The following is a 12277-nucleotide window of genomic DNA, read 5'->3' on the forward strand; positions in this document are numbered from 1 at the left end:
TGGGAGGGAGCCCCTCCCACAGGTTTGATTGGGTTTACAGGGCTATACCGCTGATGCTCACACCTAATGTGTGGCGTTCACCCGGGGCCAGGCTCACCACATCATCCAGCACATTGGCCGTCTCGATGCACAGCATGCCCTGCCAGCCATCATCGGCCATGTCATCAAACGCCTTGGCGCGTTCCGTCCAAGGGTTCCAGATCACGGTGGAATTCGAGCCTTGGCTGGTGAGTTGGAGGCGGCGCTGCCAGTCTTTATCGACAATGTTCAGTTGCGCCGGCGTCGCCAGATAGATGCGGTCGGTCTCGGCAGTGAAGTGCAGCAAGCCCGATTGCTGTTTATTGCTCCAGCCATCGGCGGTGTCGATGTACGTCAAGCCATCGAGGCCCTCGACCTGCACGTTGCGCACATCGCTCACGGCGAAGTAGGTGTGCAGTGCCTGGCTGAAGGTTACGGTGTCGGTGCCACGATTATGGCTGGTCAGGCGGATGTGCAGTTGGTCGTCCAGCAGCAGGCTCAGTGTCAGGTCGACCTGATGGGGCCAGCCCGGAAAGCCGCCCGCAGGCACCGGCAGCGTGAGGTCCACGCGCAGCGTTTCGCCTTCGAGCTCGGTTGCGGCCAACGCCCAGAGTGCCGTGCGTACAAAACCGTGGGCGCCGGCGGGCTGATCGCTCTGACGCATCGCCTTGACGCTTTGCGGGTTGCGATCGAATACGCCAAACCATGGCCAGCACACGGGTACGCCGGTACGGATGCCCTTGCCCTGTTTGAACACCGCCTCAGGGTTCGGCCAGATCAGCGGCTGCTCGCCCTGGCGCTGGTAACTGAAGATGTGCGCGCCTTGTTGGGCCACCATCACTTCGGCGCCGTTGTGGCGGATGCGCCAGCAGTCCAGCTCGTCGACTTTCACGGTTTCAACGTGGGGCGTAGGCATAGCAAGCACTCTCAATGGCAGGCAATGGGGCAATTGACCGTTAAAAACCGGCGAGGTTTAACGTGCGCGCGGCGGTACCGAACGCGTGCGGCCGCTGCCATCGATGGCGACGAACACGAATACCGCCTCGGTGACCTTGCGCCATTCGCTGGACAGCGGGTCGTCGCTCCACACTTCAACCATCATCTGGATCGAGCTGCGGCCGATTTCCAGGGCCTGGGTATAGAAGGACAATTGCGCGCCCACCGCCACCGGCACCAAAAATGCCATGCGATCAATGGCCACCGTCGCTACGCGCCCACCGGCGACCTTGCTGGCCATTGCCGTGCCGGCCAGGTCCATCTGTGCGACCAGCCAGCCGCCGAAGATATCGCCAAAACCATTGGTTTCACGCGGGAGCGCGGTGATTTGCAGGGCGAGATCGCCTTGCGGGATAGGATCTTCTTGTTCGAGTTCGATCATGCCGGTGCCTCTGACCCGTGACGCTTCATGGGTATTTCAAGTGGATAGCCGTCTTCTGGAAAAACGTTTCAGCACCAACATACACCGCTCGATGCGTTTCTCGTAAGGCGTACTAAAGGGAAACTCTGCCAAATCGGCTGGATGGCACCCAACGACGTTTTGGCACAGCAGCCCCTCAAGACTGCGGGTCTGGCGCTTGCAAGGGCCGAGTATATCGAGACGCTGTCGCGACGACGACCTCCCCGCACTCATTTGGTCGGCAAATCGCGGCTGTAATGCGGCTTTTTTACGCAACTGTGCTTCTGATTGCGGTGAAAGCCCGGGAACGGGGCATATTTCGCGCATTGGAACGGCTATTCGCTTGGCGCTGTGCTTTTTCAAGCGATTTGCTATCTTGCCAAGCCTGCCGCAAGCCCAGGCTTGCCGTTATGATGACTATAAGAGAAGCCCTGCCATGTCCTCCGTGCCCGCAAGCAGTGCGCAACCTTCGCGCCCGCTGACCCGCAACGACTACAAAACCCTGTCGCTGTCTGCCTTGGGCGGGGCGCTGGAGTTCTACGATTTCATCATTTTCGTGTTTTTCGCCACCGTGGTCGGAAAACTGTTCTTCCCTGCCGACATGCCTGAGTGGCTGCGCATGGTGCAGACCTTCGGGATTTTTGCCGCCGGCTACCTCGCACGTCCTTTGGGCGGCATCATCATGGCGCACTTCGGGGACCTGCTGGGGCGCAAGAAAATGTTCACCTTGAGCATCTTCATGATGGCCGTGCCGACCCTGATCATGGGCCTGCTGCCGACCTACGCACAGATCGGCTTGTGGGCGCCGATCCTGTTGCTGCTGATGCGTGTGATCCAGGGCGCGGCGATTGGCGGCGAAGTGCCGGGTGCCTGGGTATTCGTCTCCGAACACGTGCCACCGCGTCACATTGGCTACGCCTGCGGCAGCCTGACCAGCGGCCTCACCGCCGGTATCCTGCTGGGTTCACTGGTGGCCACGGCCATCAATACTATTTATAGCCCTGAGCAGGTGTCGGATTACGCCTGGCGGATTCCGTTCCTGCTCGGCGGCGTATTCGGCCTGCTGTCGGTGTACCTGCGCCGCTGGCTGCATGAAACGCCGATCTTTGCCGAAATGCAGCAACGCAAAACCTTGGCTGCCGAACTGCCATTGCGCGCGGTATTGCGTGATCACCGTGGCGCGATTGTGTTGTCGATGCTGCTGACCTGGCTGCTCTCGGCCGCGATTGTGGTGGTTATCCTGATGACCCCTACGGTGCTGCAAACGGTCTACCACTTCAGCCCGACTGTTGCGCTCAAAGCCAACAGCCTGGCCATTGTCACCCTCAGCCTGGGTTGCGTCGCTTGCGGAGCGCTGGCCGATCGCTTCGGCGCGGGCCGCGTGCTGGTCATCGGGTGCCTGTTGCTGCTGGCCAGTTCCTGGACGCTGTATCACAGCCTGGTTGATCACCCGGACTGGCTGTTCTCGCTCTATGCCCTGACCGGCTTGTTTGTCGGCACCATCGGGGTCGTGCCTTACGTGATGGTCAAGGCTTTCCCACCGGTGGTGCGGTTCAGCGGGTTGTCGTTCTCCTATAACGTTGCCTACGCCATTTTTGGTGGCCTCACGCCGTTGGCGGTATCGCTGCTGATGAAGGAGAGCCCGATGGGCCCGGCCTACTATGTCGCCGTGCTGTGTGTGATGGGGATGTTGGTGGGCGCGTACCTGTGGAAGCGCGGGCGTTAATGCTCCTATAACCTTGCTCCCGCTGGGTCGCTCAGCGGCCCCCAAAAAAGCGGGAGCGCTACGCACATAGGTATGTAGGAAGAGTCATAGATTACAGAGTGTTTCTGAAACACCGCTTCAAGCGCTTCAACCTCCTCGCAAGCCCCGGTTTTATTGATGTTTCTCCTTTCTGTCAGGTTTTTCACAAATGCTGGCCTTTCATCTAATTGTCATATTCCAGACATAGAGTGTTCACACGGCCTACCGATACTTGGCCCCGATCCAACTATCCCTATCTGCTAGGAGTAAGGCATGAAACTGAAACGTTTGATGGCGGCAATGACTTTTGTCGCTGCTGGCGTTGCGACCGCTAACGCGGTAGCCGCTGGTGTTGACCCGGCAATTGCGGCTTACGTGAAGACCACTGGTGTGTCGGGCAACCTGTCCAGCGTTGGTTCCGATACCCTGGCAAACCTGATGACCTTGTGGGCTGAGGGTTACAAAAAGGAATACCCGAACGTCAACATCCAGATTCAGGCCGCCGGCTCCGCTACCGCTCCACCTGCGCTGACTGAAGGCACCTCCAACCTGGGCCCGATGAGCCGCAAGATGAAGGACACCGAACTGGCTGCCTTCGAGCAGAAGTACGGTTACAAGCCAACCGCTATCCCGGTGGCTGTGGATGCCCTGGCGGTGTTCGTGCACAAGGACAACCCGATCCAGCACCTGACCATGGAACAAGTCGACGCGATCTTCTCTTCGACTCGCCTGTGCGGCGCTAAAGCCGACGTAAAAACCTGGGGCGACCTGGGTGTGACCGGCGACCTGGCCAACAAGCCTGTTCAACTGTTCGGTCGTAACTCGGTATCCGGCACCTACGGCTACTTCAAAGAAGAAGCCCTGTGCAAAGGCGACTACAAGCCAAACGTGAACGAACAACCTGGCTCGGCTTCGGTCGTGCAGTCGATCAGCTCCTCGCTGAACGGCATCGGTTACTCGGGCATCGGCTACAAGACTGCAAGCGTGAAGACCGTCGCCCTGGCCAAGAAAGGCAGCACTGACTTCATCGAAGACAGCGAAGAAAACGCCCTGAACGGCAAATACCCGCTGTCGCGTTTCCTCTACGTGTACGTCAACAAAGCCCCGAACAAGCCACTGGCCCCGCTGGAAGCTGAGTTCGTGAAACTGGTCCTGTCCAAACAGGGTCAGGAAGTGGTTGTGAAAGACGGCTACATCCCACTGCCTGCCAAAGTTGCCGCCAAGGCCCTGGCTGACCTGGGTTTGAAAGAAGGCGGCAAGTAAGCCTTCGGTAAGCTGCCTTGAACCGGGCTCACTCCACGGTTCAAGGCCCAGGCGGGGTCTGTAAGACCTGGACCTCGCCTCCTAATTTTTAATCCGCTGCCAGCCATGCTACGCGGCGGATTTCTTGCGTCACTGCATTGTCATCTTTCTGTCATACAGGATCGCTAGGGTGTGCGCATGAATGATCTGGCCAATTCCACCATGACGACGACTTCTCCTCCCAAGCGCATTGATTTCAATACGCCTGAGCTGCAACGCAAGCGCCGCATTCGCGCGCTCAAAGATCGCCTGACCCGTTGGTACGTGTTGATCGGCGGTCTCGCCGTCCTCGGCGCCATCACCCTGATTTTCTTCTTCCTTGCCTATGTCGTCGCGCCCCTGTTCCAAGGTGCCTCGCTGACCAAGGAAGACGCGCTCACGCCCGCCTGGATCCAGGACGCCGGCAAGCCGTTGATGATCTCCCTCGAAGAACAGAACCAAGTCGCCATGCGGGTTTCCGACAAAGGCCAGGCGCTGTTCTTTGATGTGGGTACCGGTGCCGAGCTTTCGCGTGTCGACTTGCCGCTACCGGCAGGCAGCCAGGTGGTGTCCATTGGCAGAGACCAACCGGGCAGCCCGCTGGTGATCCTTGGGTTGTCCAATGGCCAGTCCCTGGTGTTCCGCCACACCTATAAGGTGTCGTACCCGGACGGCAAGAAAACCATTACCCCGGCCATTGAATACCCTTACGGCGAAACGCCGATCGTGCTGGATGACGCGGGTCGCCCGCTGGAGCACGTCGCCCTTAACGCCACCGACTCTTCGCTGGTGGTAGCAGGCTCGGCCGGCTCGTACCTGAACGTGCTGGCCCTGAGCCGCGAAGAAAACATGATGACCGGCGAAGTCACCAGCGAGCAGAAGCGTATCGAGCTGCCGCAAATGACCGAGCCGGTGAAGGCGATCTTCATCGACCCACGCCAGCAGTGGCTGTACGTGATCAACGGTCGCGCCCTTGCCGATGTGTTCAGCTTGCGCGACAAGAGCCTTAACGGTCGCTACAAGTTGTTGGAAGACGGCGCCGCTGAGATCACCGCCAGTACCCAGCTGGTGGGTGGTATCTCGCTGATCGTCGGTAACTCCAAGGGCGGCCTGGCCCAGTGGTTCATGGCCCGTGACCCGGATGGTGAGCAGCGTCTCAAGCAGATCCGTACCTTCCAGATGGGCACTGCGCCGATCGTCGAAATCACCGCTGAAGAGCGTCGCAAGGGTTTCACCGCGCTCGACGCGTCTGGCAAGTTCGGCGTATTCCACAGCACCGCGCACCGTACCCTGCTGGTTGACCCGGTCGTGGAGGGCCAGGGCGTGTTTGGTCTGTCGCCACGGGCCAACCGCGTGATCGTCGAGGCTGGCGGCAAGCTGCAACCGCTGCTGCTGGACAACCCGCACCCGGAAGTTTCCTGGAGCGCGTTGTGGAGCAAGGTCTGGTACGAAAACTACGACGAGCCTAAGTACGTCTGGCAATCGACCGCCGCCAACACCGACTTCGAACCCAAGATGAGCCTGGCGCCGCTGACCTTCGGTACGCTGAAGGCGGCGTTCTACGCCATGCTGCTGGCCGCGCCTTTGGCCGTTGCCGCTGCGATCTACACCGCGTACTTCATGGCCCCGAGCCTGCGTCGCAAGGTCAAGCCGGTGATCGAGCTGATGGAAGCCATGCCGACGGTGATCCTTGGTTTCTTCGCGGGCCTGTTCCTGGCGCCGTATGTCGAAGGGCATCTACCGGGCATTTTCAGCCTGCTGATGCTCCTGCCGATTGGCATTCTGGTCGCCGGGTTTGTGTTCAGTCGCCTGCCCGAGTCCCTGCGCCTGCGTGTGCCGGACGGTTGGGAAAGCGCGATCCTGATTCCGGTGATCCTGTTCGTGGGCTGGCTGTCGCTGTACATGAGCCCGTACCTGGAGACCTGGTTCTTCGGTGGCGATATGCGCATGTGGATCTCCCACGACCTGGGCATTACCTACGACCAACGCAACGCACTGGTCGTCGGCCTGGCCATGGGCTTTGCGGTCATCCCGAACATCTACTCCATCGCCGAAGACGCCGTGTTCAGCGTGCCGCGCGGCCTGACCCTGGGCTCCCTGGCTCTGGGCGCCACGCCTTGGCAGACCATGACCCGCGTGGTCATCCTGACCGCCAGCCCGGGGATTTTCTCGGCGCTGATGATCGGCATGGGCCGTGCAGTGGGTGAAACCATGATCGTGCTGATGGCCACCGGTAACACGCCGGTGATGGAGATGAACCTGTTCGAAGGCTTGCGCACACTGGCGGCCAACGTCGCGGTGGAAATGCCCGAGTCGGAAGTGGGCGGCAGTCACTACCGCGTGCTGTTCCTCTCGGCGCTGGTGCTGCTGTTGTTCACCTTCATCATGAACACCCTCGCCGAGCTGATTCGTCAGCGTCTGCGCAAGAAATACTCGTCGCTTTAAGAAAGGTAGAAGTCTGTGAAACAGAACTCCCTGAATGGATGGTTCAAGAGCGGCGCCCCCGGCGTCTGGATCAGCGGTGGCGCGGTGTCCATCGCGGTCATCATGACCATTGGTTTGCTGGCCGTGATTGCGGTGCGTGGTTTGGGCCACTTCTGGCCGGCTGACCTGATCCAGGCCAACTACAACGTGCCGGGCCAGGAAAACCATATCGTCATCGGCGAAGTGGTGCAGAAGGAAGAAGTGCCCCGCGAGCGCCTGAAAAGCGCGGGCCTGCCGGTGCCGGACCAAGGCCCGGAATTCATGACCCGCGAGCTGATCAAGGTCGGCAACCGCGACCTCAATGGCAACGACTTCACCTGGATCGTGGGCGAGTGGTTGAAGGATCAGACCAAGCCTTTGAACCTGATGACGATCGAACGTCGCGAGTGGGGCAATTTCTACGGCACCCTGGTCAACGTCAAGCAGGATGGCAAGGTGATTGCCGAGGGCGAGGCTGCGTGGCCTGAGTTGCAAGCCCGCGTCGACCGCGTCAACAAGCTGGCTGCCCAGCTCAAGAGCCTGGAAAAAACCGACATCGGCGCAATCAACGCCGGGCTGGAGCGTATTCGCCTGCACGGTCGCAAGCTGGAGCTGGAAGGCAAGCTTGACGCCACCGCGCAGGCGGATATGGAAAGTGACCGCGTCGCGCTGAACAACCGTTACAAGGACGTTGAAGCGCGCCTGGCGGACCTGCACACCCAGTTCAATCGCGACAGCCTGACCGCTCGCGATGCCAACGGTAAGGAAGTGGAAATCGGCATTGGCAAAGTGGTGCACGCCTACCAGCCGAACGCCATGGGCACGATGACCAAGATCGGCTTCTACTTCAGCAAGGTCTGGGAATTCCTCAGCGATGACCCGCGTGAAGCCAACACGGAAGGCGGGATCTTCCCTGCCATCTTCGGCACCGTGATGATGACCCTGATCATGGCGATGATCGTGACCCCGTTTGGTGTCCTGGCGGCGGTGTACCTGCGTGAATACGCCAAGCAGAACACGCTGACCCGGGTGATTCGTATCGCCGTGAACAACCTGGCGGGTGTACCGGCCATCGTTTACGGCGTGTTTGGCCTGGGCTTCTTCGTGTATGTACTGGGTGGCTCGGTAGACCGCCTGTTCTTCGCCGAAGCCCTGCCGGCACCGACCTTTGGTACCCCGGGCCTGCTCTGGGCCTCGCTGACCCTGGCGCTGCTGGCGGTGCCGGTGGTGATCGTGGCCACCGAAGAAGGCCTGGCGCGGATTCCTCGCACCGTGCGTGAAGGCTCCCTGGCGCTTGGCGCGACCAAGGCGGAAACGCTGTGGAAGATCGTGCTGCCGATGGCCAGCCCGGCGATGATGACCGGCATGATCCTCGCCGTGGCGCGTGCCGCCGGTGAAGTGGCGCCGCTGATGTTGGTGGGTGTGGTGAAGCTGGCGCCGTCGCTGCCGCTGGATGGCAACTACCCGTACTTGCACCTGGACCAGAAGATCATGCACCTGGGCTTCCATATCTATGACGTCGGCTTCCAGAGCCCCAACGTCGAAGCCGCACGCCCGCTGGTGTACGCCACTGCGCTGCTGCTGGTACTGGTGATCGCCACGTTGAACCTCTCGGCGGTGTGGATTCGTAACCACCTGCGCGAAAAGTACAAGGCGCTGGACAGTTAATTGAAGTAAACGCGGACTCAATGTGGGAGGGGGCAAGCCCCCTCCGACACTAGACCACGATATACGCAGAATTTGAGTAAACCGCCCCCGGCGGTTCAACAACACGAATTGGTAGCACAGGGAGCATCCCATGCAACACGAAACCCATACCCACGGCATCAACATGTCTGCCCTGGGTCGTGACAAGCAAAGCCTGAGCCTGGCCCAGGAAACTGTGGCCATCGAAGTACCGGGCCTGAGCCTGTACTACGGTGAAAAGCAGGCGCTGTTTGACGTCAGCATGAACATTCCCAAGCAGCGCGTGACCGCCTTCATCGGCCCGTCCGGCTGCGGCAAGTCCACTCTGCTGCGTACCTTCAACCGCATGAACGACCTGGTTGACGGTTGCCGCGTAGAGGGTGCGATCAACCTCTATGGCAGCAACATCTACCGTAAAGGCGAGGATGTGGCTGAGCTGCGTCGCCGCGTGGGCATGGTGTTCCAGAAACCCAACCCGTTTCCCAAGACCATCTATGAAAACGTGGTCTACGGCCTGCGTATCCAGGGCATCAACAAAAAACGCATCCTCGACGAAGCGGTTGAGTGGGCCTTGAAGGGCGCAGCGCTATGGGATGAGGTCAAAGACCGCCTGCACGACTCGGCGCTCGGCTTGTCCGGTGGCCAACAGCAGCGTCTGGTGATTGCCCGTACCATCGCCGTGGAGCCGGAAGTCTTGCTGCTCGACGAACCGTGCTCGGCCCTTGACCCGATCTCGACACTGAAAGTCGAAGAGCTGATCTACGAGCTCAAGTCCAAGTTCACCATTGTTATCGTGACCCACAACATGCAACAGGCGGCGCGGGTTTCCGACTACACCGCGTTCATGTACATGGGCAAGCTGGTGGAGTTCGGCGATACCGATACCTTGTTCACCAATCCAGCGAAGAAGCAGACCGAAGACTACATCACCGGTCGTTATGGCTAGTTGGAGCAGCTGCAAGCCGCAAGTTTCAAGCGGCAAGTAAGAGCAGTTCAACGGAACGACACACATCAGCTTGCAGCTTATAGCTTGCGGCTTACAGCTTTTGCGGAGCAAACCCATGATTAGCAAAGAAGGCCTTACCCATCACATCTCCGCGCAATTCAACGCCGAACTTGAGGAAGTGCGCAGCCACCTCCTGGCGATGGGCGGGCTGGTGGAAAAGCAAGTCAACGACGCGGTCACAGCGCTGATCGAGGCCGACTCGGGCTTGGCCCAGCAAGTGCGCGAGATCGATGACCAGATCAACCAGATGGAACGCAACATCGACGAAGAATGCCTGCGCATTCTTGCCCGTCGCCAGCCGGCGGCGTCCGACTTGCGTTTGATCATCAGCATTTCCAAGTCGGTGATCGACCTGGAGCGTATCGGCGACGAAGCCACCAAGATCGCTCGCCGCGCCATCCAGTTGTGCGAAGAAGGCGAAGCGCCGCGCGGTTACGTGGAAGTGCGTCACATCGGTGATCAGGTGCGCAACATGGTGCGTGATGCCCTCGACGCGTTTGCTCGCTTTGACGCTGAATTGGCGCTGTCGGTCGCCCAGTACGACAAGATCATTGACCGCGAATACAAGACCGCACTGCGTGAGTTGGCCACCTACATGATGGAAGACCCGCGCTCTATCTCGCGGGTCTTGAACATCATTTGGGTGCTGCGTTCCCTGGAACGTATCGGCGACCACGCGCGCAATATCTCGGAATTGGTGATCTATCTGGTGCGCGGCACCGACGTAAGACACATGGGCCTCAAGCGCATGAAAGCCGAAGTTGAAGGCACGGCGGATCTAATCCCTAATGTTCCGGACGAATCTGACGATAAGTAAGGTTGCCCGAGAAATTAACGCCCGGCCTCTGGCCGGGCGTTTTCGTTTACGGCATCTGAATTTTTTGCGCGGAAGGCGTCAGAAAGTCCTTCTGTGACTACCGAGTTTTGGCAAAATGCCATCAGTCAGGCGTTTTGCGTGCCGAAGTTTTTATAGGATGAAGGGTCGATGAGTAAAGTCAGTGTGTTGGTGGTGGATGACGCCTCGTTTATTCGCGACTTGGTGAAGAAGTGCCTGCGCAATTACTTCCCTGGGATCAAGATCGAAGATGCGGTGAACGGCAAAAAGGCGCAATCCATCCTGATGCGCGAAACCTTCGACCTGGTGCTGTGTGACTGGGAAATGCCGGAGATGTCCGGTCTGGAGCTGTTGACCTGGTGCCGTGAGCAGGCCCACCTGAAGGCCATGCCATTTGTGATGGTGACCAGCCGTGGCGACAAGGAAAACGTGGTGCAGGCTATCCAGGCTGGCGTTTCCGGTTACGTCAGCAAGCCATTCACCAACGAACAGTTGCTGAACAAGGTCAAGCAGGCCCTGCACAAGGTTGGCCGCCTGGATGCACTGATCGCCAGTGCGCCAACCAAGATGAATTCGGCCTTTGGCAACGATTCCTTGAGCGCCCTGACCGGTGGCAAGCCTGAGGCGGTCAAGCCGGCCCCGGCCCCGGTGGCGGCGGCACCCAGCAAAGGTCTGCTCAACAACCCACCCGTAGCGGCACCTGCGGCCGCGCCAGCCGGCGGTCGTGGTCAGGGCCAGCTGCGCCTGTCCAGTGGCACCCAGCAATGCGTGATCAAGGCGTTGAGCATCAAGGAAGCGCTGCTGGTGGTACGCCGTGGCGAAGTCCTGCCTCAGGTACTGGAAAGCGCCGTGTTGGACCTTGAGCAGGGCGACAATGCCGAAGTCGCGCGTCTCAACGGCTACCTGCACGCTATCGTTGCCTACGAACCCAAGCCTGACAGCGACTGGCTGCAACTGACCTTCCGCTTTATCGACCAGGATGCGCAGAAGATGGACTACATTTCGCGGCTGATTGCCCGCGGGACGGCGCAGAAGCATTTTGTGCCGGGTGCGTAAGCCTCAAAGCGATGCCTGACAGATGTGGGAGGGGGTGTCCCTCCCGAACTGGTTCTTCATTGCGACCTACACAGTTGTCATGATCGGCTGCTAGCTTGACGCTCAGTCATCCCGGCAGGTTTGCGCCATGCTCACGCGTCTATTGCTGTGTTGCGTACTGGCTGCGGTCGCGACTGCGGCCCAGGCCATGACCCTCTACAAATCCACCGATGCCAATGGCAGGGTGTTTTTCAGCGACCAGCAAACCCCTGGCGCCCAGGCGTTCGTGATCCAGGAGCGCAAGGTCGAGCGTCCGATACTCCAGAGGCCCAAAGCCCCTTACCCTCAGCAAGCCTACCGCTACCCGTTACCCTGGCGCGGTGGCCCTTTCCGGCTGACCCAAGGCCCCAACGGCAGTTTCAGTCACACCGATACCAAGAGTCGCTACGCCAGGGATATCGCCATGCCCGAAGGCACGCCGATCATTGCGGCGAGGAGCGGCACGGTGGTCAAGACCGAGAATAGGCAGGCCGGACGCGGCGGCGACGCGTCAGGGAATTTCGTGCGGGTACGCCACGATGACGGCACCGAGGGCGTGTATCTGCACCTCAAGCAAGGTTCGGTGAGTGTCCGGGTGGGGCAGCGTGTGGCGGTGGGCAGCCCGCTGGCATTGTCGGGCAATACCGGCAACAGCAGCGGGCCGCATTTGCACTTCGTGGTGCAACAGGTTTCCGAGGCGGGGCTGGTCTCGATCCCATATGAGTTCAACCAGCCGGTCGGCACATTGCCCAACTTTGCGTTGGGCAATTGAGG

At 59.9% G+C, this 12277-nt stretch carries 10 protein-coding genes; 8 read left to right on the forward strand and 2 right to left on the reverse strand.

Features of this window, described 5'->3' with window-relative positions; all coding sequences use genetic code 11:
- Positions 1-34 precede the first annotated feature (34 nt).
- Complete coding sequence (locus M5B43_RS01140; RefSeq protein WP_248748414.1) at positions 35-934, reverse strand: D-hexose-6-phosphate mutarotase; 900 nt, start codon at positions 932-934, stop codon at positions 35-37.
- A 57-nt stretch (positions 935-991) separates the two neighbouring features.
- Entirely contained in the window at positions 992-1396 is a 405-nt protein-coding gene (locus M5B43_RS01145; protein WP_007896491.1) for an acyl-CoA thioesterase, read from the reverse strand.
- 454 nt (positions 1397-1850) lie between these two features.
- Between M5B43_RS01145 and M5B43_RS01150 the strand changes: the two genes are divergently transcribed.
- The 8 genes from M5B43_RS01150 (at position 1851) to M5B43_RS01185 (ending at position 12275) form a co-directional block, all read left to right on the forward strand.
- Entirely contained in the window at positions 1851-3140 is a 1290-nt protein-coding gene (locus tag M5B43_RS01150; RefSeq protein ID WP_248748415.1) for an MFS transporter, read from the forward strand.
- Positions 3141-3431: 291 nt separating this feature from the next.
- On the forward strand, positions 3432-4421 hold the full coding sequence (locus M5B43_RS01155) for a phosphate ABC transporter substrate-binding protein PstS (protein WP_248748416.1): 990 nt from the start codon (positions 3432-3434) through the stop codon (positions 4419-4421).
- Positions 4422-4850: 429 nt separating this feature from the next.
- Positions 4851-6884 (forward strand): ABC transporter permease subunit, encoded by a 2034-nt coding sequence (locus M5B43_RS01160; protein WP_248748531.1) that lies wholly within the window; start codon positions 4851-4853, stop codon positions 6882-6884.
- 15 nt (positions 6885-6899) lie between these two features.
- Positions 6900-8570 (forward strand): phosphate ABC transporter permease PstA, encoded by a 1671-nt coding sequence (gene pstA / locus M5B43_RS01165; protein ID WP_248748417.1) that lies wholly within the window; start codon positions 6900-6902, stop codon positions 8568-8570.
- Between the two features lie 130 nt (positions 8571-8700).
- Positions 8701-9534: a phosphate ABC transporter ATP-binding protein PstB gene (pstB, locus tag M5B43_RS01170; protein ID WP_134659483.1), complete on the forward strand. Its 834-nt coding sequence runs from the start codon at positions 8701-8703 to the stop codon at positions 9532-9534.
- Positions 9535-9649: 115 nt separating this feature from the next.
- Entirely contained in the window at positions 9650-10411 is a 762-nt protein-coding gene (phoU, locus tag M5B43_RS01175; protein ID WP_248748418.1) for a phosphate signaling complex protein PhoU, read from the forward strand.
- A gap of 168 nt (positions 10412-10579) precedes the next feature.
- Positions 10580-11485: a response regulator gene (locus M5B43_RS01180; RefSeq protein ID WP_248748419.1), complete on the forward strand. Its 906-nt coding sequence runs from the start codon at positions 10580-10582 to the stop codon at positions 11483-11485.
- A 127-nt stretch (positions 11486-11612) separates the two neighbouring features.
- A complete protein-coding gene (locus M5B43_RS01185; protein ID WP_248748420.1) occupies positions 11613-12275 on the forward strand; it encodes a peptidoglycan DD-metalloendopeptidase family protein in 663 nt (220 codons plus the stop codon).
- The last annotated feature ends 2 nt before the right edge of the window (positions 12276-12277 follow it).

The sequence above is a fragment of the Pseudomonas sp. MWU15-20650 genome (assembly GCF_023242475.1).
GTDB lineage: Bacteria > Pseudomonadota > Gammaproteobacteria > Pseudomonadales > Pseudomonadaceae > Aquipseudomonas.